21 protein-coding genes are annotated in these 26,076 nt (G+C 42.2%); all 21 read right to left on the bottom strand.

Annotated features, from left to right (window positions below; all coding sequences use genetic code 11):
- Positions 1 to 23: 23 nt before the first annotated feature.
- The 21 genes from ACYH0L_RS07940 to flhA all read right to left on the bottom strand — a co-directional run bounded on the left by ACYH0L_RS07940 (position 24) and on the right by flhA (position 26,059).
- Positions 24 to 1,874, bottom strand: a complete 1,851-nt coding sequence (locus tag ACYH0L_RS07940) for a glycoside hydrolase family 9 protein (RefSeq protein ID WP_256499564.1) — start codon at positions 1,872 to 1,874, stop codon at positions 24 to 26.
- Between the two features lie 428 nt (positions 1,875 to 2,302).
- A complete protein-coding gene (locus ACYH0L_RS07935; protein ID WP_099725838.1) occupies positions 2,303 to 6,616 on the bottom strand; it encodes a PolC-type DNA polymerase III in 4,314 nt (1,437 codons plus the stop codon).
- 73 nt (positions 6,617 to 6,689) lie between these two features.
- Positions 6,690 to 8,387, bottom strand: a complete 1,698-nt coding sequence (locus ACYH0L_RS07930) for a proline--tRNA ligase (RefSeq protein ID WP_099725839.1) — start codon at positions 8,385 to 8,387, stop codon at positions 6,690 to 6,692.
- A gap of 80 nt (positions 8,388 to 8,467) precedes the next feature.
- Positions 8,468 to 9,733 (bottom strand): RIP metalloprotease RseP, encoded by a 1,266-nt coding sequence (rseP, locus tag ACYH0L_RS07925; RefSeq protein WP_099725840.1) that lies wholly within the window; start codon positions 9,731 to 9,733, stop codon positions 8,468 to 8,470.
- A gap of 6 nt (positions 9,734 to 9,739) precedes the next feature.
- Entirely contained in the window at positions 9,740 to 10,891 is a 1,152-nt protein-coding gene (gene dxr / locus ACYH0L_RS07920) for a 1-deoxy-D-xylulose-5-phosphate reductoisomerase (protein ID WP_256499562.1), read from the bottom strand.
- A gap of 39 nt (positions 10,892 to 10,930) precedes the next feature.
- Complete coding sequence (locus tag ACYH0L_RS07915) at positions 10,931 to 11,725, bottom strand: phosphatidate cytidylyltransferase (protein WP_099725842.1); 795 nt, start codon at positions 11,723 to 11,725, stop codon at positions 10,931 to 10,933.
- Between the two features lie 12 nt (positions 11,726 to 11,737).
- A complete protein-coding gene (locus ACYH0L_RS07910; protein WP_099725843.1) occupies positions 11,738 to 12,520 on the bottom strand; it encodes an isoprenyl transferase in 783 nt (260 codons plus the stop codon).
- A 129-nt stretch (positions 12,521 to 12,649) separates the two neighbouring features.
- Positions 12,650 to 13,207: a ribosome recycling factor gene (frr, locus tag ACYH0L_RS07905; RefSeq protein ID WP_024424150.1), complete on the bottom strand. Its 558-nt coding sequence runs from the start codon at positions 13,205 to 13,207 to the stop codon at positions 12,650 to 12,652.
- A gap of 1 nt (position 13,208) precedes the next feature.
- Positions 13,209 to 13,931 (bottom strand): UMP kinase, encoded by a 723-nt coding sequence (gene pyrH / locus ACYH0L_RS07900; protein WP_008344767.1) that lies wholly within the window; start codon positions 13,929 to 13,931, stop codon positions 13,209 to 13,211.
- 134 nt (positions 13,932 to 14,065) lie between these two features.
- On the bottom strand, positions 14,066 to 14,947 hold the full coding sequence (tsf, locus tag ACYH0L_RS07895; RefSeq protein WP_482354446.1) for a translation elongation factor Ts: 882 nt from the start codon (positions 14,945 to 14,947) through the stop codon (positions 14,066 to 14,068).
- A gap of 91 nt (positions 14,948 to 15,038) precedes the next feature.
- Entirely contained in the window at positions 15,039 to 15,773 is a 735-nt protein-coding gene (gene rpsB / locus ACYH0L_RS07890) for a 30S ribosomal protein S2 (RefSeq protein ID WP_024426991.1), read from the bottom strand.
- 154 nt (positions 15,774 to 15,927) lie between these two features.
- Positions 15,928 to 16,464 carry a Swarming motility protein SwrB gene (locus tag ACYH0L_RS07885; RefSeq protein WP_099725844.1) on the bottom strand — a complete coding sequence of 179 codons (537 nt, stop codon included), beginning with the start codon at positions 16,462 to 16,464 and terminating at the stop codon, positions 15,928 to 15,930.
- Positions 16,465 to 16,485: 21 nt separating this feature from the next.
- Entirely contained in the window at positions 16,486 to 17,253 is a 768-nt protein-coding gene (locus ACYH0L_RS07880) for a FliA/WhiG family RNA polymerase sigma factor (protein WP_099725845.1), read from the bottom strand.
- A gap of 24 nt (positions 17,254 to 17,277) precedes the next feature.
- Positions 17,278 to 17,778, bottom strand: coding sequence for a chemotaxis protein CheD (locus ACYH0L_RS07875; protein WP_099725846.1), 501 nt, complete (start codon positions 17,776 to 17,778; stop codon positions 17,278 to 17,280).
- Complete coding sequence (locus ACYH0L_RS07870) at positions 17,778 to 18,404, bottom strand: chemotaxis protein CheC (protein WP_099725847.1); 627 nt, start codon at positions 18,402 to 18,404, stop codon at positions 17,778 to 17,780. The genes ACYH0L_RS07875 and ACYH0L_RS07870 overlap by 1 nt, the downstream gene beginning before the upstream one ends.
- A gap of 12 nt (positions 18,405 to 18,416) precedes the next feature.
- On the bottom strand, positions 18,417 to 18,878 hold the full coding sequence (locus tag ACYH0L_RS07865; protein ID WP_099725848.1) for a chemotaxis protein CheW: 462 nt from the start codon (positions 18,876 to 18,878) through the stop codon (positions 18,417 to 18,419).
- A 24-nt stretch (positions 18,879 to 18,902) separates the two neighbouring features.
- A complete protein-coding gene (locus ACYH0L_RS07860; protein ID WP_099725849.1) occupies positions 18,903 to 20,933 on the bottom strand; it encodes a chemotaxis protein CheA in 2,031 nt (676 codons plus the stop codon).
- 5 nt (positions 20,934 to 20,938) lie between these two features.
- Positions 20,939 to 22,012, bottom strand: a complete 1,074-nt coding sequence (locus ACYH0L_RS07855; protein WP_230030154.1) for a protein-glutamate methylesterase/protein-glutamine glutaminase — start codon at positions 22,010 to 22,012, stop codon at positions 20,939 to 20,941.
- Positions 22,009 to 22,914 (bottom strand): MinD/ParA family protein, encoded by a 906-nt coding sequence (locus tag ACYH0L_RS07850; protein ID WP_230030153.1) that lies wholly within the window; start codon positions 22,912 to 22,914, stop codon positions 22,009 to 22,011. Before ACYH0L_RS07850 ends, ACYH0L_RS07855 begins: the two co-directional genes overlap by 4 nt.
- Positions 22,911 to 24,026: a flagellar biosynthesis GTPase FlhF gene (flhF, locus tag ACYH0L_RS07845; protein WP_099725852.1), complete on the bottom strand. Its 1,116-nt coding sequence runs from the start codon at positions 24,024 to 24,026 to the stop codon at positions 22,911 to 22,913. Before flhF ends, ACYH0L_RS07850 begins: the two co-directional genes overlap by 4 nt.
- The gene (gene flhA, locus ACYH0L_RS07840) at positions 24,026 to 26,059 is read right to left on the bottom strand and encodes a flagellar biosynthesis protein FlhA (RefSeq protein WP_099725853.1); all 2,034 of its coding nucleotides are present in this window, start codon (positions 26,057 to 26,059) and stop codon (positions 24,026 to 24,028) included. Before flhA ends, flhF begins: the two co-directional genes overlap by 1 nt.
- Between the last annotated feature and the right edge of the window lie 17 nt (positions 26,060 to 26,076).

The following is a 26,076-nucleotide window of genomic DNA, read 5'->3' as shown; positions in this document are numbered from 1 at the left end:
CTTTAAATTGATATAGTTGATTTTTATTTGTCTGGAAGCGTGCCAAATACTAAAGCACCATTGTCAAAGACGGGAATCCTCGCTGTTTTTTGCATACTGGATGTTAACCCTTGAAAGGAATAATCATTTGAGGCATCCCATATATTCGCACCATTTGGCGCAGATAATCGAAATTGTATTTCCTTCTTATGCAGTGATTCTCCTCCAGGAAAAATAGCTACGCCAGTAAAATCGATTTCTGTAAAATATACATGGGATGATGTGTCATATACCGTTAACGGAGATAGGGAAGCGCCTTCATTGTAGGCTGACGTCACTTGAATATCTCTTTCAGTGAATCCCTTTGTAAAAACCTCGCTAAGATTGACGTAATATCTAAAAGAAAGTGTTTGACTGCTTCTTGCAGGCCAGCCTGATCGATTGTATAAAATCGCTTTTATCTGAGTAGATGTTGTATCGTTATTCATCACAGCTGCCTCCACAAAAAACTCATCCTCCACCTTTTCTTTAGGCGGAAAATTTGGTAGCTTGGATTGTCCCTTACCAAACAGCTGCACCAGTTTGGCTATATTTCCAGTAAAGGCGGCATTATAGTCAGTCGCTACCTCGTTTGATACATAATCAGAGATGTCATCGACATATTGATCTTGTGCATTAGGGCCCCCAACAAGCGCTCCATAAAGAGTGTGCCGATGATATGGAGGATTTGTCAGCTGGTTAGACCATGAGCCATGTGCAGTTCGGTGATGTGGATGCATCGGCGGGTTTTGACCAAACCCAACGACATAGCTTCTATTTAGCGGATTATCACCTAGCATATAGTGTGTTTGCTTGATAGCAAACGTTTCGTATCGATTCTTTTTTTCTTGATCAGAAACCCAATCAGCGTATACAAAGGCTAAAAATGCTGCATTTGCTGTATAACGAAGTGACCCCCATTGATCCAGCCACGCCAAACCGCCAGGCGTATAAGTGATTCTTTCTACTTTTCCATTTTGAACAAGACCTGTGGTCCAGTAATCGAGATTACGCTCTGTCGATTCTATAAATCTTTTCTCCTTCGTGATTCTTGCGAGTAAGATTTGTGAAGCAAAAAAAGTATTGTCCCACGACATGGTAAACGTATAATCCCAATCTTTCGGCCATTCTTCTACCGCCTTTAACGCTTGATCTAAATATGACTGTTCATTTGTCGCCAAGTACAGCCATATTCCTCCCCAAATGAGCTCGTCAATATAGCCGCTCCATGAGTTGTAAAACGGCTGAGCATTGGTGACACAATCTGTATACTCGCCGCGATATTGATCAGCAAATGCATAAAGCTGTTTTGCATGTGTGAGAAGCTTTGCTGCATATGACGCATCAGTCTCTTTAAAAATGATAGAACCTGCTGCTAAAGCTGCCGCAGTTTGTGCAGCTACTTCTGTCCCTGGACAGTGTTCATCAATTTTAAAAGCTGGCCGGCTCATTGGCATCACTTCTGCTGGTCCCCACCAGCCATGATCAGCGTTCCCATCACCTACTTGCGCCCAAAATTCGTTCGGACCTGTATGTGCTTTCAAAAAATAATCGGTTGCCCACTTGATTTGATCTAACATATCATCCAGCAAGTCTGCCTCTTCATAAGCTTCTCGGTATTCATATACTGTCCATGCAAGCACGGCTGCAGAGTAAGCCATCGGAAGTCCAAATTTCACATGGTCACCTGCGTCATACCAGCCGCCTGTTAAGTCATGGCCCACATCCTTCCCATCCTCTAGTCCAGAATCACCCCGCCAGTTGAGACGGTTGTTATTAGGGAGCCTTCCAGACCTCTGCGCCTCGTAGAACAAAATTGATTTTTGAAGAACCTCTACATAGTTATAAGATGACATTTCCCTACTGTTCACCCCTTCTTTTTCGTGCAACGTGAAACATTGATCAATAGACGAACCACCTCCTTTTTATTTGGTGCGTGATCTGTACAGTTTTGAAAAGAATCAAACATGTTTCAAAAATAAGCATAGTAAACAGCAATCAGCTTTACGCTCATCGAAGGTTTTCTTGATTCTCCTTGTGACTGTACCCAGAATGATCATATGTCGGATGAGAACATTTCAGACGGCGAAATTCTCTTTTTTGCTCTATTTGGGTAGAAAGAATGACACACAACCGCTTCTCTTAAAACATCACGTTAAATCAAGATATATGAACGATTAAGAAAATAATTCCAATTGGTGAAAAATGTTTGTTAGTTAACATAATAAAATTATCGTCTATAATAAAAAGAACGCCCCTTTTAGGGCGCTCTTCATTTATCACATTAAAACAAAGAAAGCTGGTTTTGATCAGGCAGTGATTCTAAGCAGCCTTGACGATCCAAATATTCAAGAATGGTCTTAGAGACTTTCCCTCGTTTTTGTAGATCTTCTTTTGAAAGGAATTCACCATCTTGACGTGCGCGTACAATATTTAGCGCAACGTTCGTTCCGAGCCCAGGGATCGAGTTGAATGGCGGAATTAACCCATCTCCATCTATGATAAATTCTGTTGCACTTGAGCGGTATAGGTCGACTTTTTTAAAATGGTAGCCTCTTTCGCACATTTCAAGTGCAAGCTCTAGTACAGTTAATAGGTTTTTCTCTTTCGGTGATGCATCTAGACCTTTTGAGTTAATATCGTCCATGACAGCTCGAATCGCATTCGATCCTTTTGTCATGGTTTCGATATCAAAGTCATCCGCACGAACGGTAAAGTATGCCGCGTAGTACAGAAGTGCATGATGCACCTTGAAGTAAGCTATCCGAACAGCCATTAATACATAAGCAGCCGCGTGGGCTTTAGGGAACATGTATTTGATCTTTTTACAAGAATCAATATACCAGTTTGGTACGTTATTATTCTTCATTTCTTCTTCCCATTCAGGAGGAAGTCCCTTTCCTTTACGAACTGATTCCATGATTTTAAAGGCAAGTGACGGTTCTAGTCCTTGATAGATGAGATAGACCATAATATCGTCACGACAGCCAATCACTTCGCTTAGTTCACACGTTTTATTGTGTATAAGCTCTTGCGCATTCCCGAGCCATACATCTGTACCGTGTGATAAACCCGAGATCTGAACGAGCTCTGAGAAGGTAGTTGGCTTTGTATCCTCAAGCATTTGCCGAACAAATCTTGTCCCAAACTCTGGGATGCCAAGTGTTCCTGTTTTACAGCCAATTTGCTCTTCTGTGACACCAAGAGGCTCTGTCCCTTGGAAGATTTTCATGACTTCAGGGTCATCTGTTGGAATGGTTTTTGGATCGATTCCGCTTAAGTCCTGAAGCATACGAATGACCGTTGGATCATCGTGTCCAAGTATATCTAGCTTCAGCAAGTTATCATGGATCGAATGGAAATCAAAATGCGTCGTTTTCCAATCGGCTCCTGTCGCATCCGCTGGATATTGAATTGGGGAGAAATCGTAAATGTCCATATAATCCGGCACAACGATAATACCACCTGGATGCTGGCCCGTTGTCCGTTTTACCCCTGTACATCCTTGCACGAGCCGGTCGATTTCTGCGCCTCTCATATGAAGATTATGATCACCTGCATAGCCTTTCACGTATCCATATGCCGTTTTTTCTGCAACGGTACCGATTGTGCCTGCGCGGTATACATATTCTTCACCGAACAGCTCTTTTGTATAGTTATGTGCGAGCGGCTGATATTCTCCTGAGAAGTTCAAGTCGATATCAGGCACTTTATCTCCTTTAAAACCTAAGAACGTTTCAAACGGAATATCATGTCCGTCTTTTTTATACGGCGCACCACATTCTGGACAGTCTTTATCAGGAAGGTCAAAGCCTGAACCAACAGATCCGTCATTAAAGAACTCAGAGTGCTTACAGCTTGGGCATACATAATGCGGTGCAAGTGGGTTCACTTCTGTAATCTCTGTTAATGTCGCCACAAGGGATGATCCGACAGATCCCCTTGAACCAACAAGATATCCATCATCTAGTGATTTCTTAACGAGCTTATGAGAGATTAAATAAATGACGGCGAAGCCATGACCAATAATACTTTTTAATTCCTTCTCAATACGGTCTTCTACGATTTTCGGTAATTCATCTCCGTAGATGCTGCGTGCCATTTGATAGCTCATTTCCCGTATTTCTTCATCTGCACCTTCAATTTTTGGTGTATAAAGATCATCTTTGATTGGTTTAATGCTTTCGACCATCTCAGATACCTTTTTCGTATTCGTCACGACGATCTCCTTTGCTTTCTCGTCTCCTAAGAAGGAGAACGCTTCAAGCATTTCATCTGTCGTTCTAAAATGCACTTTTGGCAGTTCATGACGGTTAAGTGGATTGGCACCACCCTGTGATGAAATTAAGATTTTACGATAAATTTTGTCCTCTGGATGCAGGTAGTGCACGTTCCCAGTCGCCACGACCGGTTTATTCAGCTTTTCACCAAGCTTCACAATATTTGTGATAATTTCTTTTAATGCACGTTCATCTCGAACAAGCTCTAGCTGTAGCAGGTGCTGATACACTTCTGGCGGATGAACCTCTAAATAGTCATAAAATGCTGCAATGTCTTCCACCTCATCAGGCGACTTTTGCATCATTCCTTCAAAAACCTCACCCTTATCACAAGCCGACCCAACAATCAAACCTTCTCGATATTTCTCAAGCTGTGAGCGCGGAATGCGAGGCACCCGGTAGAAATAATGAATATGAGAAAGTGAAACAAGCTTGAATAAATTCTTGAGTCCCGTTTCATTTTTCGCAATCACTGTCGCATGGTAAGGACGTGAGCGCTGGTAAGCATTGGACTGACCCATGTTTTCATTCAGTTGATCATGGTAGGCAATCTCTTTTTCAGCCGCATCTTTTAGCATCTTCAACATCAGGTAGCCTGTCGCTTCTGCGTCATAAATGGCGCGGTGATGCTGCGTGAGTTCAATATCAAACTTTTTACAAAGTGTGTTCAGCCGGTGATTTTTAAATTCCGGGTAAAGGAATCGGCCAAGTTCAAGTGTATCAATGACAGGATTTGATGCTTTATCTGTTTTTAACAGACGTTTATACGCTGCATTTAAAAAGCCCATATCAAAGCTCGCATTGTGCGCAACAAGGATGTCTTGTCCAATCCACTCTTTGAAATCCCGAACAACATCAACGACATCTGGTGCATCTCTGACCATATCATCGGTAATACCAGTTAACTCAATGGTCGTTGCTGATAACGGGTGATGAGGATTTGCAAATGCCTCAAAGCGGTCAATGATTTCCCCGCCTTTTATTTTCACTGCTGCAAGCTCAATGATCGTATCATAAACAGCAGAAAGCCCGGTTGTCTCTACGTCAAATACGACAAACGTCGCATCCTCTAACAAGCGGTGCTCTGGATTATATGCAATCGGCACCCCATCATCGACTAAGTTGATTTCCACACCGTACATCATTTTGATGCCATGCTTTTTACTTGCTGCATACGCATCTGGAAAGGATTGCACAACGGCATGATCTGTAAGAGCAATCGCTTCATGCCCCCATTTTTTTGCTTGTTCAACAAGCTTGCCGATGCCGGTGACAGCATCCATTTGACTCATTGGGGAATGCAAATGAAGCTCAACACGCTTTTCACCCTCAGGTGCTGTATCTTCTTTGAGCTGAGGTTTCATTTCATTGACATCATTGGCGATCATGACAAGATCTCTGACAAACGTATCGTTTTGAATGCTTCCTCTTGCTTTCACCCACATCCCTTTTTTCAAGGATTTCATGAGCTGGGCATCTTCTTTTTCTCTCGCAAACATTTTGATCAAAATACTGTTTGTATAATCCGTGATCTTAAAGATACAAAGCGTTCTGCCGCTTTTCAGCTCGCGCGTTTCTGCATCAAACACGTAGCCTTGGACGGTGATTCTTCTTTCCTCGTCCATAATACTATCTAGCGTACGAATTTCTTCATTGTCTTTGATTTGATATCCAATCATCAGAGGGCCTGATGGCGCTTCCTCCTGATCCTCACTTTCTTTCTTCTCCATCTCAGTGAGGGCTTGCATCGCTCTTTCTTGGTCTTCAGCAAGCTTTTGTTCTCTGAACTTCTGAATCTCTTGATCTGATACAAAAATTTCTGTATCAAATTGCAGCTCTGGAAAACCAACTTGTTTCAATGCAGCCTGGAGCATTGGGCTGTACTTCTTTTTGATGGCCAAAGCCTCTGTTTCGCTTTTCGTTTTGATGATGATTTTATGCCCAGACAGCGCCGGTTTTTGCTGCTGAAGCAAGCTGATGATTGGGGGAGAAATTCCTTGAAGCTCTTCCACACAATGTGACCAATACGATTGCACAAGCTCCTCAGATATGTGCGGATCATTGACTTCAATCGTACAAGTGACTTGTGCAATATGAGAAAATGCATTTGTCAGCCTGCTCAGAAACATTGCATATACCTTGTAAGGCAGAAGTGCCTTAAATTTAAAAAGGAAATGCCACGTTTTCGTCGCCTTATGCACCGTCAATTTGACGATTTCACCTTCTTCAAAGTAACGACTGAGGTCATCATCTGTCATTTGAATCTGATTGAGTAATATATGAAATTGCCGCCGGGTGATCGGTAATTGTTCATCCAAGACAGGACCCTCCTTTTGTAAATCAGAAAGGTACCTCTTTTCTACAGGAGGTACCTTCATTTTTTTGTTCGTTTTATGCTTGGCGTATAAATGAAATCAGTTCATCAACAGATACTTCATGTGATTCACCTGATTTTCTAAACTTCACTTCTACAATACCTTCTTCTGAACGTTTCCCGCAGCTAATGCGAACTGGCAGGCCAATTAAGTCACTGTCTGCAAATTTCACTCCTGCTCGCTCCTGGCGGTCATCAAAAAGTACGTCAAAGCCCTCATCTTCTAAGCGCTCGTATAACGTTTCAGCCAGTTCTTTTTGTGCTTCATTTTTCATGTTTAAGGCAAGGAGATGAAGGTCATATGGCGCAACGGTTTCCGGCCAGATAATGCCTTTATCATCATGATGCTGTTCAACAATAGCTGAAAGGGTTCTAGAGATACCGATGCCATAGCAGCCCATGATCATTGGCTGCGCGCGTCCATTTTCATCGAGATACGTTGCATCCATGGCCTCAGAATAACGTGTGCCCAGCTTAAAGACTTGTCCTACTTCAATTCCTTTTGCAAACTGGATTGTGCCTTCTCCGTCTGGAGAGGCGTCTCCTTCTTGAATCAAGCGAAGATCTGTAAACTCTTTCACTGATACATCACGTGCAGCGTTGACATTGACATAGTGATAATCAGATTCGTTTGCACCTGCAACTGCATTTGTCATTCCTTTTACAGCGAGGTCTGCATAAATAGCTACTTCTGCTTCTAGCTTAACAGGTCCAACAAATCCAGGCTCTGTTCCAATGACTTCTAGCACTTCTTCGCGTGAAGCAAGCTCTACAAGCTGTGCTCCAACCAAGTTCTTTACTTTCACATCATTTACTTCGTGATCACCTCTAGTGAGGACAAGAACATACGCATCGTCTGCTTTAAACAAAACAGACTTGATACATGCCGATGGAGCTACTTCTAAAAATGCAGCCACGTCTTGAATCGTTTTTACTTGCGGCGTGTGTACTTTTTCAAGTTCTTTAAAGTCTGCAGGATTTGCTTCTTCTCCTTGATACACAGCCTCAGCCATTTCAATGTTCGCTGCATAAGAAGAAGTATCAGAATAAGCGATTGTATCTTCTCCTACTTCTGACAGCGCCATGAACTCATGGGTATCTTTTCCTCCCATTGCACCAGAATCTGCAATGACCGGTCTAAAATTAAGACCCACTTTGGCGAACACATTAGAGTAAGCCGTAAACATTTTGTTGTATGTGTCATCAAGACTTTCTGGTGAAGAGTGGAATGAGTAAGCATCCTTCATAATAAATTCACGTCCGCGCAGCAGTCCAAAACGAGGTCTTTGTTCATCGCGGAATTTTGATTGAATTTGATAAAGTGTCAAAGGAAGCTTCTTATACGATTTCACTTCACTGCGTACTAGTGATGTGATCACTTCTTCGTGCGTTGGGCCAAGCGCGAACTCGCGGCCATGACGATCTTTCATACGCATGAGTTCTGGACCGTATGTATACCATCTTCCTGACTCTTGCCACATTTCTGCTTGCTGCAGCACTGGCATTAACAGCTCAGCTGCTCCTGCCTTTTCCATTTCCTTGCGAACAATGGATTGAATATGCTGGATCACTTTATGAGCCAGCGGCAGGTAGTGATAGATTCCACTTGTATTTTGTCTAATGAATCCAGCTCTTACTAATAACTGATGACTTTTTGCCTCAGCATCTGCCGGCACCTCTCGAAGAGTTGGAATGAAAGTCAGGGATTGTCTCATGTCGTTACACCTCATTTATGAAATAGGACTTCTCACAAAAACTCTTGTTTCCCAAGATGAGAAACAAGAGACATTGGTTTTTATAAAAATAATCGCTGGATGTCGTTCCACGTAACCACTAGCATTAACAGCATGAGGAAAGCAACACCGATGAAGACAACAAGTGCTTCTTTCTCACGATTAATTGGTTTACCGCGAATGGCTTCAACAAATAAGAAAAGTAAACGTCCTCCGTCTAATGCAGGAATCGGTAATAAATTGACGATTCCTAAGTTGATGCTGAGGAACGCCGCAAACTGCATTAATGTTAACACACCTTGTTTGGCTACTTCTCCTGTCATGTCATAGATCCCGACAGGACCTGCCAGCATATCTAGTGAAAATTGTCCTGTGACAATTTTTTGCAAGTTCGTTAAGATCAGACCTGCCGTTGATATCACAGTCGTTCCCGAAGATGAAATGACTTTTAAAAATCCATTTTCCGTTGGCGGGTATGACCCAAAACGGCCAATGTTTTTCCCGTCTGCTTTCACAGCTTCTGGTACAACCTGCACGTTGCTTTCTTTGCCGTCTCGGTCAATGACGACATTCATTTTTTTCTCGGGGTTTTTTTGAACCGTTTGAACCACGTCTGTCCAAGAATTCATTTTATCCCCGTTAATCGAAACGATTTCATCCCCCTGCATGAGACCAGCTTGCGCCGCTCGGCCATCTTTCGTGAGCTTACCGAGCACAGGATCATCTACAGTTACACCTTGAATAAAACCTAAAGCCACTAAAATCACATATGCCAGGATAAAGTTCATGATCGGACCAGCTGCGATGGCTTTAATACGCTGCCATACCGATTTCGAACCAAATTGACGATTGTATGGTGCGATTTGAATTTCTTCACCATCTGCGATATAGAAACTTGTTTGACTCACATTGTAGCCAGTCAGAATATCTTCATTTCCAGCTTCATATCCTGAGATTCTCATGGCATGATCTAAATCAATCTGCTCGACCTCGATGACAAGTGCATCAGGATATTTCTCTTTATCATTTAAAATGATTTTTTCTACTTCATTTTGCTCATTGAATAAGAGTCCCACTGTATGACCTGGTTTAATTTCAATGACTTCAGGGTCCTCCCCTGCCATTTTGACAAATCCACCGATAGGTAGAAGTCTAATGGTATAAACGGTTTCTTTTCGTTTAAAGGAGAAAATCTTCGGCCCAAAACCAATTGCGAACTCGCGGCATAAAATACCCGCGCGCTGCGCCATAATTAAATGGCCAAGCTCGTGGAAAAAAACGAGCGTTCCAAAAATAATAATAAACGCAATCACTGTATTCACGAACATACCACCTTATGTGAGGATTGATTGAACAAAGTTTCGTGTATCTTTGTCCACTTCATGGATATCTTGCAAACTAGGCTTTGAAATCACATGATGTCTAATTAGTGCCTTTTCAATCAATTCTTCAATTTGCAGGAACGTCACTTTGCCTTTTAGAAATGCATCCACTGCAATTTCATTTGCTGCATTGAGCACAGCAGGCATTGTCCCTCCTATTTTACCTGATTCATAAGCAAAATGTAAGCAGCGATACCTGTCAAAATCCGCTTTTTGGAAATTTAGTTGTCCAATCTCCCAAAGGTTCAATGATTTCGCTTCTTTTAATGGCGCCCTGTCAGGATAAGTGAGTGCATATTGAATGGGCACTCTCATGTCAGGTGTACCTAATTGAGCCATGACGCTTTTGTCGTGAAATTCTACCATCGAATGGATCATGCTCTCTTTATGTAACAGCACATCAATTTGATCATATGGTATGTCAAACAACCAATGCGCTTCGATCACCTCGAGCCCTTTATTCATCATAGTCGCTGAATCAATTGTAATTTTTGCTCCCATTGACCAGTTCGGATGATTCAGCGCTTCTTCAACCGTAACACCTTCAAGTTCAGTTCGCTTTTTATCTCGGAAACTACCACCTGAAGCTGTCACGATTAAACGTTCAATGTTTTTAGCTTGTTCACCTTGCAGGCATTGGAAAATAGCGGAGTGCTCACTATCGACAGGAAGTAAAGGTACATCATATTTTTTGGCGTACTCTTTTACTATATGACCAGCTGTCACAAGTGTTTCCTTATTTGCGAGTGCAATCGTCTTTTTTTGTTCAATGGCCTTTAATGTTGGAACAAGCCCAACACTTCCTACAAGTGCATTGACCACAACGTCCACTGCATCATAGGTCGCTGCCTCGATGTTGGCTTCATCACCTGCAGCCATCTTGACATCGTATTCAAATGAATGACTTTTTAGCGTGCGATAGGTCTCTTCGTCTAAACACCCGACGAATTCAGGCTGAAAACGCTCAATGATAGGAATAGCCTTATCTACATTTCTGCCAAACGTCATGGCTTTCAGCTTAAATTTATCATGGTGCTGCCTGATCACATCTAATGTTTGTTCTCCAATTGATCCTGTTGCGCCTAATAGCGAAATATATTTCAAATTGCCACTCCTTCTCTCGTTCAATAAGTTTCTATGAGGTTAGCTAGCAAATGTGGCCAGCAATAAATATAAAAACGGCAGAACGAATAAAAAGCTGTCAAACCTGTCCAAAATCCCGCCATGACCAGGGAGTATTGTCCCTGAATCCTTCACGTGATAATGACGCTTTAAAGCAGATTCCACAAGGTCGCCAAGCTGTCCAAAAATACTTAGCAAAAGCGTAATAAACATAACAAGCAGATATGATGGCAAAAATCCTGTAACCGCCTGAAACACAAGTGACAACACGACCGCTGTGACGATTCCACCGATAAATCCTTCTACTGTTTTGTTTGGGCTGATCTCTGGCCAAAGCTTTCGTTTCCCCATAGATTTCCCAATAAAATAGGCACCTGAGTCAGTGGACCAAATAATCACCGCTGCGAAGAAGATCGCACTCATGCCATATAAGCCTCTAATTTGGATAAAATAATAGAAACTGACGCCAATATATAATGTGGCTAATATAACAAAAGCAACCTCATCGAATGTGAAAGAGTTTTTGCTCAAAACTGTATAAGTTAAAAGTATTAAGATTGCAAATAAAGCAATCTGCATTTTTGATGCGTCTACGTTCGGGAAGAAACCATTCTCTCCGCCCATTAAAAGCCAAAGCAATATTAAGCTGACAATACCAGGAAAACTGAAAATCGAAATCTTTTTCATTCTCAGAAGCTCAAAGAGAGCGACACTTCCCATTAAATAAATCAGCAGGGTAAAAGGCATCTGTCCATAAATAACAGCAAATAAAAACACTGCAGCTGCCAAAACACCCGTCAAAATTCTTTGTTTCATCTGCACCACCCTCTAAATTCCACCGAACCTCCGGCCGCGACGCTGGTACTCTCCGATAGCGCCTATAAGATGCTCATCAGAAAAGTCAGGCCAAAGCACATCCGTAAAGACAAACTCGCTGTACGCAATTTGCCAAAGCATAAAGTTGCTTAATCTAATTTCTCCACTCGTGCGAATAAGCAAATCCGGATCTTGAAGAGATTCTGTCATTAAATAAGCTGAAAACATCTCTTCTGTAATGTCTTCTGCTCTAAGCTTACCTTCTTTGACTTTTTCAGAAATTTGTCTGCATGCTGAGACGATTTCTGTTCGCCCTCCATAATTGAGCGCAAAGTTTAAAACGAGTCCGTTATTATTCACCGTACTCTTCACTGCGTTCTCTACCGCTCTTTTTGTATGCTGCGGGAGGCCGTCTGGATCACCTGTTAAGCGCACACGAACATTTTCCTCGATGAGTTCAGGCAGATAGATGTTTAAAAATTCTTCAGGAAGCTTCATTAAAAAGTCTACTTCTAGTTTTGGACGTTTCCAATTTTCCGTAGAAAAAGCATACAAAGTCAGCACTTTGACATTCAGCTCATTTGCAAGCTTTGTCATGCGCTTGACGACTTTCATTCCTTCATGATGTCCTGCTACCCGTGGAAGAGCGCGTTTTTTCGCCCATCTTCCGTTCCCATCCATGATAATGGCGATATGTTCAGGAATTTCTCCATTTAATATGTCTTCTTTTGTCAGGCTTTCTAAGTTGGAAGCTGCTGTTTGCTGATTCTTCCAATTTTTGAGTATATTGAGCATGAGATTCCTCCATCACCCAAAAAGGTTGCGTTCCCGCTAATAATATAGTCATCAACAGTATTAACAAAAAAACCCCCTGTAAACATGAAGAGGGTCTTTTCACTATTATCTATTGTACATAGTTTTTTCTTAAACTTCCATGATTTCTTTTTCTTTATCTTTCGTCACGTCGTCAATTTTAGCGACATATTCATCTGTCAATTTTTGAACATCCTCTGTAGATGATCTTAGTTCATCTTCAGTGATCTCCCCATTTTTCTCAAGCTTTTTCAAATCATCGTTTGCATCACGACGAACGTTACGAACAGCTACTTTTGCTTCTTCAGAGTATTTTTTCACAACTTTCACAAGCTCTTTACGTCTTTCTTCTGTTAGCGCAGGGATCGCAATGCGGATCACATTTCCGTCACTTGTTGGCGTGATGCCAAGATCAGACTTTTGGATCGCTTTTTCGATATCACCGATCGCTGTTTTATCGTAAGGTGTGATAATCAGCATACGTGCTTCTGGCACTGTAATTGACGCAATTTGGTTGAGTGGTGTTTGTGCACCGTAATAATCAACTGTCACTTTATCTAGTAGTGAAGCATTTGCTCTACCAGCGCGAACAGTTGCTAGTTCACGTCCGTATGCTTGAACGGCTTTTTCCATTTTTTCTTTTGTTTGGTTCAACACTTCTTTTGACACGTTATTTCCCCCTCACGATCGTTCCGATTGATTCGCCATTTACGGCACGTTTAATATTTCCTTCTTCCATAATGGAGAATACGATTAATGGAATGTCATTGTCCATACATAATGAGGACGCAGTAGAATCCATTACAGCAAGCCCTTCTTTTAGTACATCAAGATATGAAAGCTTATCATATTTTACTGCATCCGCATCTGTACGAGGATCAGCACTGTAGACACCATCTACATTATTTTTCGCCATTAAAATGACATCTGCTTCAATTTCTGCTGCACGAAGTGCTGCAGTTGTATCTGTAGAGAAATAAGGATTACCAGTACCTGCAGCAAAAATCACGACACGTTTCTTCTCAAGATGACGGATCGCTTTTCTTCTTATGTATGGCTCTGCAACCTGTCTCATTTCGATAGAGGTTTGTACTCTAGACTGAATACCAAGCGTTTCTAGGCTGTCCTGTAACGCCAGTGAATTCATCACTGTTGCAAGCATGCCCATGTAGTCTGCTGTTGCCCGGTCCATTCCTAAGTCACTGCCTGTCTTACCGCGCCAAAGGTTTCCTCCGCCTACAACGACTGCAACTTCAACATCAAGTTCTGCAATTTCTTTTACTTGCTTTGCAATTGATTGAATGACAGTTGGGTTAATTCCATTTCCAGCATCACCTGCTAGTGCTTCGCCACTTAGCTTCAGTACAATGCGATTATATTTCGGTTTGCTCATGATAACCTCCAAGTGTAAACTATACCGTCTCTTATTATGCGTAAGAAACCGCCTTTTGTAAATCAATATCCTCTAAAAAATAGGGAACACAGTGCTTGTGCTCCCTAAAAAAGCCCCAGAGAGCTTTTCAAACATTATTTTTTCACTTGGCTCATCACTTCTTCAGCAAAGTTGTCTTGACGCTTTTCGATACCTTCGCCCACTTCGTAGCGAACATAAGTTTGAACAGTTGCGTTTTTCGCACCTACAACTTGTTTCACTTTTTCATCTGGGTTTTTAACGAACGCTTGGTCAAGTAAGCAAATTTCTTCGAAGAATTTGTTTAGACGGCCTTCTACCATTTTAGCTACGATGTTTTCAGGCTTTCCTTCTTGAAGTGCTTGCTGCGTTAATACTTCGCGCTCACGGTTTGCTTCTTCTTCTGACACTTGGTCACGAGAAATATATTTAGGATTTACAGCAGCAACGTGCATTGCAATGTGTCTTGCAAGCTCTTCATCAGTTGTTCCGTTAAGAACCGCTAATACACCGATGCGTCCGCCCATGTGCAAGTAAGAACCGAATGCTGCGTTATCTTCTTTCGTGATGACAGAGAAACGACGTAGAGTGATTTTCTCTCCGATTTTCGCAATTGCAGATGTGATATGCTCTTCAACTGTTGAACCGTTTTCCATTTTAGAAGCATGAGCTTCTTCAATTGTTGCAGGTTTAGCAGCAAGTAAATGATCAGCAAGTTCGTTAAGAAGTGTTTGGAATCCTTCGTTTTTCGCAACGAAATCAGTCTCAGAGTTCACTTCTAGGATAACGCCTGTGTTGCCGTCAGTTTTGATAAGAGTTAATCCTTCTGCCGCAATACGGTCTGCTTTTTTCGCAGCTTTTGCGATTCCTTTTTCTCTTAGAAGATCGATTGCTTTGTCGATGTCACCATCAGTTTCTGTTAACGCTTTTTTACAGTCCATCATACCTGCACCCGTTTTTTGACGCAGTTCTTTAACTAATTGAGCAGTAATTGCCATTTTACATTTCCTCCTTCTATGTTAAAACACGGATTACTAGGTGAAAAAAAGGTGATAAAAGGCATTTCCCTCTTATCACCTTTTGAATAGGTTACGCAGTTGTTGTTTCAGTTTCTGTCGTTTCTTCTACAACAGCTTCTTCTTCGCCTTGTTTAGACTCAAGAATCGCATCTGCCATTTTAGCAGTTAGAAGTTTTACAGCACGGATTGCATCATCGTTTGCAGGGATCACAACATCAATTTCGTCTGGATCACAGTTTGTGTCAACGATACCGATGATTGGGATATTCAGTTTACGAGCTTCTGCAACTGCAATACGCTCTTTACGAGGATCGATAATGAAAAGTGCATCCGGAAGACTCTTCATGTCTTTGATTCCGCCTAAGAATTTTTCAAGACGCTCTAATTCTTTTTTCAGTTGAACGACTTCTTTCTTAGGAAGAACTTCGAAAGTACCGTTTTCTTGCATTTTTTCAATATCTTTCAAACGCTTGATACGTTTTTGGATTGTTTCAAAGTTTGTTAACGTTCCACCAAGCCAGCGTTGGTTTACATAGAACATACCAGAACGGATTGCTTCTTCTTTCACTGAATCTTGCGCTTGTTTTTTCGTACCAACGAAAAGGATTTTTCCTCCATCAGCAGCAAGGTTTTTCGTGAAGTTGTAAGCTTCCTCTACTTTTTTCACCGTTTTTTGAAGATCGATGATGTAGATACCATTACGCTCTGTAAAGATGTAACGCTTCATTTTTGGGTTCCAACGGCGAGTTTGGTGACCGAAGTGAACACCAGCTTCTAGCAATTGCTTCATAGAAATAACTGACATTTTGTTGCCTCCTAATATAATGGTTTTTTTTCCTCCGCTTAAGTCATGTTCACATAAAACTGCGCCACGCAGCACCTTCATATGAATCATCAAGCGTGTGTATTTAACACCAAGAAATAATATAACACATGATGGACTGACAATCAAGAATCCTTTACAGCTTTCCGCTAAATTTTAATAAAAGCTCGATTTCTGTCTTACCAGTTTTCAATTCTTTCGCTATTTCTTCTAGTGACCGCCCTTGATCATATAAGGCCTTCACTTGATCTTGGAATGTTTCTTCTATTTCATTTTCAGAAGGCTCAGGAGCTTCTGTTTCAAGATTTGGAACGGGTTCGTTTACCTTCTCTTCCTGCACCTCAACCTCGCTAAGGAGAGCCGACAGGTGCTCTGGTACTGGATCTTCACTTTCTACCGATTGCTGGGATTCAGTTGGTTGTGGTTGCTTTGGTGTCTGAAGATCCGATTTCAGCTCTTCAGCAAAAAAATCAGGGGAAGCGGCTGCAGCTTTTGATAGTTTGTCATTCTCTTCTTTGACTTCCATCAAAAATGCAGCCAGGGTATTTTCCGTTTCTTCTAAAAGCTCTCGCTGCTTTTGTTCAGTTGCCTTCAGCGAATTCATTCTCGTGTATAAAATGATCACAAAATAAATAAGTGCAGCATGAAGCATAAAGCTAATCAGCCATAACATATTTTTTCACTCACTAACTCTTTAAGATTGAATGGCTTTATCAAGCAGATGCTTAAGCTTGAACAATGCCTTCGAATGAATTTGTGAAATGCGCGAGGTGGATAAATTGAGCACTTGACCGATTTCCGTTAATGTCAGTTCTTCTTTATAGAAAAGACTGATCACAAGCTTTTCTTTTTCCGAAAGCTCTGTAATCTTTTCAGCAAGCTGTTCAATTAATTCATCTTTCAGCATTTTCTCCTCAGGTGTCACAGACTTCTCGTCGCGAATCATGACTTGGACGTTTTCTCCGTCTTCTTGATCATGCAGCTTCTCGTCGATTGAGAGCAAATTCGCAAAGAAACCTTCATTCATCGTTGTGACAACATCCTGTTCACTCATGCCGAGTTCCTCGGCAACCTCTGTCGCTGTCACATTTCGCAAATAACGCTGTTCAAGTTTTTCAATAGCCGCTTCTACTTTTTTTGTTTTTTCTCTTGATGTACGAGGCAGCCAGTCCTCTTTACGAAGACCGTCGATGATGGCTCCGCGGATTCTGAAGGATGCATATGTATCAAACTTCAGATCTCTTCCGGGGTCAAATTTTTCAAGGGCATCATATAAACCGAGCATCCCTAGACTGATCAAGTCTTCTTTATGCACTGACTTCGGGAGACCGATGGAAATTCTTCCAACATGATATGTGACGAGCGGCATATAGCGGCGCATAAGATCATCTCCAGCAGCTGGGTCCTTCCACTCTTTCCATCTAGCCCATAGCGCCTGATCTTCGTAATTTAAGGATTGCATCTTTCTCCCCCTATACTTCCTTAGTTATATCTTCATAATGCCATGCTTCACAGTGCGGATCTCAAGCTCCGTCGTAAGCGGATCGAATTCAATCGTACGTCCATTATTCCCGCCCGTGTCCTCACTAATGATCGGGATATGATGAAGAGACAGATGTTCTTTAACAGCTGATACGTTTCTAGGTCCAATTCTCATCAAATCATTGGTTGACTTAAACTTAAACATTTCCGCGCCACCAGCAAGTTTCGCCTTTAGCGCATGTTTGCGCGCTCCTTCTTTTAGGAGCAGATCAATTGTATGCTTGACACCTGTATCTGCATATTTGGCCAAGTTCTCCACCGCCCCTTTTGCAAGGGATGAGTCTGGAAGCATGACATGGACAAGACCTGCCAGCTTTTTCTCTTGGTCAAACAGGACAAGACCTACGCAAGAACCAAGACCGGATGTCCGAATACGGTCCGGTGTTTTCACAAGCTGAACATCCGCTATACCAACCTTTACAACTGCCGGAATCTGCACGTTCATTATAGGTTACCTAATGCTTTGAACAGTTTGTCAAACGATTCAAAGTCTGGTAATAGAAACATATTTCCTTTCAGCTCTTGCTTATTTTGATCATCAAAAATGGATGTATCAATCACAATTGCCTGATCGCCGAGAGGACTGAACTGCATTAACCCTTCACTAATGACAGCACCGAACATATCGAGAGTGACATCTGGAACACTTGGGTAAAGCTTCAATTTTGTTAGATCGGCAAGGGCTGATAAATAAGAGCCTGCTAAAATATTTCCTAGCTCATGAAGTGCTGACGTCCCTAGCACGTGTTCATGAATGGTATCAATATCAAACGCTGGATCCTGTACAAGCTCTCTTACAAATTGCTCTGCTTGCTCAAACGGCATAATGAAAAAGATGGAGCCGGATAAATCTCCTTCCATTCGCAGGAAAATGCTTGCAACTGGAAGATCTGCACCGCCAAAAAAATCCATTAAATCTTCAAACGAGAGAACTTTGACAAAAGGAACAGCCATATCTATTTTGCGATCTAATAGGTTGGCAAGAGCAGACGCTGCATGGCCTGCTCCGATATTCCCTACCTCTCTTAATACATCTAACTGTTCATCTTTTATTTCACTGAAAATGTTCATTTCACATCCCCCTTAATGAACAGGTGCATCTTGAACGCTATTGTCGAGGACAGCACCAGCATGAATGATATTAAATAGACGCTGATCATGCTTAATGATACCTATCACCCATGATTGTCCTTCTTTTTCAGCTGAATCTGGAGAAGATTCTACTTCTTCCTGATGGACTGTAATGACATCATTTGCTTCATCAACAACCCAGCCGACTTCAATGTCACCAACTTGCACAATAATCATTCTAGTTTCATCTGTAATCTCGTTGTCAGTTGATCCAAGTCTAACCCTAAGGTCGATGACAGGTGTCACCACACCGCGCAGATTAATGACGCCGCATATATAAGGGGCAACGCCAGGAATTCTTGTCGGCTGCTGCCATTTTTCAATGGACTTTACTTCTGATACTGAAATGGCGTATTCTTTTTTGTTTACGATAAACACAATCATCTTTTCGCCAGTTTTGATATCTGTACTCATTTCAGACCGCTCCTCTATTGTTTTTTACTTGATCAGTGCATTACAGTCAACGATGAGTGCAACCTGACCGTCACCTAGGATTGTTGCGCCTGAGATCGCAAACACGTTTGGCAGGTAATCTCCTAGTGATTTCAATACAACCTCTTGCTGACCAATGAATGAATCGACCACAAATGCTGTCAGCTTGTCTCCTTTACGAACAACGATGATGTGCAGTTCTTCCTCTAATTCATTCGCATTTGGTACGTGGAATTGTTTCTTCAGGTACACGACCGGTACGATAAATCCGCGGAAATCAATCACTTCACGATCATGCGTTTGAAGGATGTCGCTTTTCTTAATCACAGCCGTTTCAATAATAGAAGAAATCGGAATCGCAAATGTCTCCTCTTCCAGTTTCACAAGAAGAACGGAAATAATTGACAATGTGAGCGGGAGCTGGATAGAGAACAATGAGCCCTGGCCTTCTGTTGAGTTGATGCTTACAGAACCGCCTAATGATTCCAGCTTGTTTTTCACGACGTCAAGACCTACACCGCGGCCTGAGATGTCAGATATCTCATCAGCTGTAGAGAATCCTGCTGCAAAGATCAATGAATCAATTTGATGATCTTCAATGGTTTCCGCTTCTCTTTCTGTAATAACCCCGCGCTCTAGTGCTTTTTCAAGCACCTTTTTACGGTTAATCCCGCCACCGTCATCTTCTACTTCAATGAAGACGTGGTTTCCACTATGATAAGCCTTTAATAGAACGGTTCCTTTTTCTGGCTTGCCTTTTTTCACACGTTCTTCTGGCGATTCAATCCCGTGATCTAGACTGTTTCTGAGTAAGTGTAAGAGCGGATCTCCAATCTCGTCGATCACTGTTCGATCAAGCTCTGTTTCAGCGCCTTCAATGATGAGTTCAATTTTCTTATTAAGCTCTTTCGTCAATTGACGAATCATACGCGGGAACCTGTTAAACACAGTTTCTACAGGTACCATTCTCATGTTCAGGATGATCGATTGCAGGTCGCCTGATATACGTGTCATTCTTTCGACCGTATCAGTGAGTTCGTTGTTTTCAAGCTCTTTTGCAATCTGTTCTAAACGTCCTCTATCAATAACAAGTTCTTCAAACAGATTCATAAGAGAATCTAGACGATCGATGTTGACACGAATTGTTTTCGTACCGCCGGCAGCTGCACCGTTATTGCCATTTGCTTTTGGCCCTTCGTTTGCTGGCGCTTTAGCAGCAGGCACGGATACTTCTTCTTTTTTCTGTTCAGGTTTTGCTTCTCGTTTTTCAGCCGAGGCAGTTTCTTCAAATGCAGAGACTTCAGAGATCTCAACATGTTCAACCTCTGAGATCGCCGTCACGATTTTCTTCACTTCGTCCATTGGCTGTTTAGATAGATAAGAAATACTGAATTCAGATTCGAAATCTTCTGATTCTAAAAGTTCTGCATTCGGAACCGTTTTGACGACCTCGCCTGCTTCATTGAGTCTTTCAAAAATCATATAGACACGAACTGCTTTTAATAAGCATGCGTCGCTTAATGTCACGGTCAGCTCATAGCATTTAAAGCCTTGTTCTCTCGCTTCATCAAGAACTGTTCGTTCAAATTCATTATAGTCTAAGTCGTTAGCGGCAGGAGCTGATGCATCAGCTGTCTCAACGCTAGAAGCTGCCTCCGCATGGCTTCCTGTCACGTCTAGCTTTTTACTAATCTCTGTGACATCACGTTTCCCGTCCCCGCCTTCTGCAATCGATTGAACCATTGCTTCAAGGTGGTCGAGTGCTTCAAACATCGTATCCATTGACTCAGGAGTGACAATCATTTGTTCATTCCGGATGGCATCAAACATGTTTTCTAAGTGATGCGTCAGTTGAGCCATATCAGCATAGCCCATCGTTGCACTCATGCCTTTCAATGTATGAGCCGCTCTGAAAATATCATTCACTAGTTGCAAGTCGGTTGGGTTCTTTTCTAATTCGAGAAGTTTTTCATTACAAGCTTGTAAGTGTTCTCTGCTTTCATCTAAAAAGATATCTAAGTATTGGTTTACATCCAACGTGTTCACGCCCTCTCTTTTTTCATGGAGCTTATAATTGCATGTGCGATGTCATCCACATGCCTTGTTTCATGTGCAAGGCCTGCTTTAATGACTGATTTAGGCATTCCGAAAACAACACATGATTCTTCTTTTTCTGCAATGACTTTTGTATGACCGCTTGCGACCATTTTTTTGACACCTTCTGTGCCGTCGCTACCCATCCCTGTCATAATGACAGCAATTTTCTCGTAACCTTTTATGTTGCTGATAGATTCAAATAAATAGTTAACAGAAGGTTTGTGCCGGCTGTCAGTATCTTCTGGGGACAGCCTGATCACTAAAGACGCCCCTTGTTCATGAAGTGACATATTCATTCCACCAGGAGCTATGTAAGCCACTCCATTTTTAGCGATATCTCCATCTTGTGCTTCTTTAATCGCAATTTGTGATAAATGGTCTAACCTCGTAGCAAGTGATGCCGTAAATCCTGCCGGCATATGCTGCACAATCAAAATTGGCGCCTCTATGTCCTTTGGCAGCTTCGTGACGACTCGTTGAAGCGCCCTTGGCCCTCCCGTAGATGTTCCGATTGAAATAATCTTTTGGAGTGAGCCGCTTTTTACTTCTTTCAGACGGGGAACAGCCACTGGACTTGGCGGCTTGATGACTGGCTTAGGAGAAACCTGTTTCTCAGTGCGTTTCCTAGACAGACCTGCCGCAAGTACCCGCTCTACAATTTGACCTCTTACTTTGTGTAAATCGAGCGAAATACTTCCCGAAGGCTTTGTCACGAAGTCAAACGCACCGAGCTCTAAGCAATGGATGGTTAAATCCTTCCCTTGCTTTGTCTGGCTTGACACCATAATCACGGCAAGGTCGTGTTCAGCCAGAATTTGTTTTAATGCTTCTGTTCCATTTAAAACAGGCATTTCCACATCTAGTGTGACAACATCTGGATTCAATTCCTTGATCCGTTTTAAGGCATCTTCCCCATTTCGCGCCGTTCCCACGACTTCAATTTCTTGTTCGGCACTTAGGAAATCACTAATGAGCTTTCGCATAAAGGCCGAGTCATCTACTACAAGTACTCTAATCATGAGTCCACCTTCCTCCTTTTAAAAAAAGAGGACAACTTATCTATAAACGTATGCTGCTCTCTCCGTGCCTCTCTTAACTGCTGATGATAAAGTGTTTCTGCAAGCATTTTAATTGTTTTACTCAGCCTTGAATGAGGCTGCTTGATATAAAATGGAATTTGTTCCGCTACTGCTTTAGGAACCGCAGGATCATCAGGCACAGCCCCAGCAAACACAAGCTTTCTGTGTAGAAATGATGTGACCACTCCTGCTAATTTCCGGTAGGTTTCAGACCCTTCTGACGGGGTTTTACACCGGTTAACAATGATTTGCACTGACTGCCCAAACTGATGAATGGTTAAGTGTTTAATCGCGCTGTAGGCATCCATGATGGATGTTGGTTCTGGCGTTGTCACGACCACCACTTCTCCTGCCGATAAGACAAAAGGCAGTTGATCTTTTGACAAGCCTGCACCCATATCAAAGAATATACAATCGAAATCACGCATCATTCTCTCCATCTCCTCCAGAAAGAATGACCATTGCTCTTTATCTAAAGAAAACAGCTGTTCAAGTCCGCTTCCGCCAGAAATGTAATAAAGATTGTCAGTTCCTTTTGTCATAGCCGCTTGGAAGGATTTCTTCCTAACGAGAACATCTAATATAGAGCTAGTCGATGTTTTCCCTAATAAAATATCAATATTCCCCATGCCAAAATCAAGGTCGATGACTAACACTCGCTTACCTGCACTAGCGACAGACAGTGCCATATTCAGCGTCAAATTCGATTTACCTACCCCGCCTTTACCGCTCATGACTGCAATGGTTTTTGCCAGTCCGCTTACGCTAAGAGGGGCCGGCGTTATCGTTTGACTCTGCTGAACAAGTTTTCTTAGACCTTCTGCTTGGTCAGGCTTCATCATTGTAAGACCATCCTTGTTAATTCAAGAGGAGAGCCCTCAAGAATATCCTCAGGTACATTTTGGCCATTTGTTAAAAAGCCGAGCCCAATTTGAGATTCTGCAATGATTTGAAAGATCGTTCCCATCGTGTCTGTTTCATCTACTTTCGTAAAAATGAATTGATGGACTGGAACGTGTTCAAAACGTTTGACCATGGCGTTCATGTCCTGATACTTCGACGTTGCACTCATGACAAGGAAACTTTGAATGCTTTCATCAAATGGAATAATGTCTGTCAGCTCTTTCATATACGCTTCTTCTTTAAAGTTACGGCCTGCTGTGTCTATGAAAATATGATCATAATCTTTAAAGGTCTGCTGCGCTTTCACAAAATCCTCTCTTGAATAACAAACCTCAAGCGGCGCATTCAGCAGTTCAGCATATGTTTTCAGTTGTTCGATCGCTGCAATTCGGTACGTATCCGTTGTAATAAAAGCGATTTTCTTTTGATGCTGAATAGCCGTTTTGGCAGCCAGCTTTGCAATCGTTGTCGTTTTGCCAGCGCCCGTTGAACCAAACAGCACAATATATTTCGAACGAATCATCGGCTCATCAGAGGTGTGAGCTGGCAGCATCTCTGTGAGCAGTTTTTCAAGTTCTTTTTTAATTTGATCTTCCTTGACAGCACCCTTCGTTAAAAGACCCTTTAAGCACTCATCTCGAATCTCATCATCAAGACCTTGATCCTTTAGCTTTTGATCGACCGCCATAAGAGAATCAGGCAAAATGCCAGCATGCCGCTCGTTCCTTGTATATTCTAAAGGCTGAGAATGAGGGGAAATGGCTTTGACTGCCTCAGGAGCAAAGGCTGGTTCTTGCGCCTGCTTTTGAACCGGCTCCTTTTTCGGTAACACCGGGATAGGAGCCGGTGGGTTTAGTCCATTACCAGCTCTTTCTTCAAAATCTTGATCCAGCACCGCAATCACTTCGACCATTTGCTGTTTTTTTAAACCGAACAGCTTTCGTTTGACAACGGTTTTAGAATTTAAAATGACGGCATCTTTCCCAAGCTGCTGCCTAATTTGAATCGTTGCCTCCTGCATAGAATTCGCTGTGATTTTTTTCATTTTCATTAGATATCCACCACTCCGATGCTCTGTACTTCCACATTTGCTTCTAGTTCGTTATATGATAGTACCGGTAATTCTGGAAAATATCTTTCTAACAGCTGCTTGACGTACATTCTTATAGGAGGTGAGCATAATAGAACCGGCGTTTCCTGGCGAAGCGAAAGCTGTTCAATTTCTCTCGCCACGGATTGAATCACACTTTCAGAGGATTCTGGATCTAACGATAAGTAGTTGCCATGCTCTGTCTGCTGTACGCTGTCAGCAATTACCTTTTCAACTCGGCCTGAGCATGTCACAACTTTCAATGATTCATTTTCTCTTGCATACTGTGCAGTAATCTGTCTTGCCAGCGCCTGTCTAACATATTCCGTTAACAAATCTGTATCCGTCGTTAATTTTCCATAGTCTGCAAGCGTCTCAAAAATGGTCACAAGGTTTCGAATAGAGACCTTTTCTTTCAGCAGCTTTGCCAGTACCTTTTGGATATCACCGACTGCTAGCGGATTTGGTGTCACCTCATCCACTAAGACAGGATAACTTTCTTTAAGATGATCGATTAATTGCTTCGTTTCTTGGCGTCCGAGCAGTTCGTGTGTGTTTTGTCTAATCTTCTCTGTGATGTGAGTAGACACAACAGATGCCGGATCCACAACCGTATAGCCAAGCATTTCAGCCTGATCTTTTTCTGCTTCTGATATCCATTTAGCCGGCAAGCCAAAGGATGGTTCGATCGTTTCAATTCCTTCAATCGGATCATCATCCGGCGTTGGGGACATCGCTAAGTAGTGATCAAGCAGCAGCTCACCTTTTGCCACTTCGTTCCCTTTAATTTTCAACCGGTATTCATTTGGGTTAAGTGCAATGTTGTCTCGAATTCGGACAACTGGAATGACAAGGCCTAGTTCGAGGGCAAGCTGCCTTCGGATCATCACAATTCGATCTAACAGGTCACCGCCCTGATTGGCATCAGCGAGCGGAATCAGACCATAGCCAAATTCAAATTCAATGGCATCCATTTGCAGGAGATGAATGACGCTTTCTGGACTTTTCATCTCTTCTACCTCAGCTTGTTCCTCCAGCACCTCTTCAATTTCTTCTTGATCCTGTTTGTTTTTCGACATCATGTATGCCCCGAGTGCAAGAAAACCTGCGATCGGTCCTGTCAAAAGTACGCCAATCGGAGTAAACAAACCAAGAAGGAAGATCGTGCCTGCTGTGACGTAAAGCATAGCCGGGAATGCAAAGAGCTGACTAGTAATGTCAGACCCAAGGTTTCCGTTAGAAGCAGCCCTCGTGACGACAATCCCTGTCGCTGTTGAAATGAGGAGTGCAGGAATTTGTGAAACAATCCCGTCCCCTACCGTTAATAGCGTAAAGTGGGAAGCTGATTCTTGAATCGACATTCCTTGTTGAAGCATCCCAATAATGATTCCAAAAATAATATTGATAATGACGATGATAATACCTGCGATGGCATCCCCTTTGACGAACTTACTTGCACCATCCATCGCACCATAAAAGTCTGCCTCTCTCGATACCTTTTCACGGCGATTTCTTGCTTCACTTTCTGTCAGCATTCCTGCATTTAAATCTGCGTCAATACTCATCTGTTTACCTGGCATCGCATCAAGTGTAAATCTTGCAGCAACCTCTGATACACGCTCAGCCCCTTTGGTGATCACAACAAACTGAATGATGATCAGGATAAGGAAGACAACCAGACCAACGAGTACATTTCCTCCAACAACAAATGAACCAAACGTTTCTACAACCTTTCCAGCATCTCCAGTTGATAAAATAGAACGTGTTGTAGAGATGTTAAGCCCTAAGCGAAACAGCGTTAAGAGCAAAAGCAATGATGGAAAAATCGAAAATTGCAGTGGTTCTTGCATGTTCATTGTGGTGAGAAGCACGATAAGCGCAAGAGAAATATTAATAATGATTAAAATACTTAATAGAATGGGCGGAAACGGTATGACCAGCATCGCCACAATTAAAATAACACTGAATAAAACAGATAAATCTCTTGCTGACATGCCTGTTCTCTCCTTTT

Source organism: Bacillus sp. MC1252, from assembly GCF_056838025.1.
Note: the sequence above shows the minus strand (reverse complement) of the source record. Positions and strands in the feature narration are given on the sequence as shown.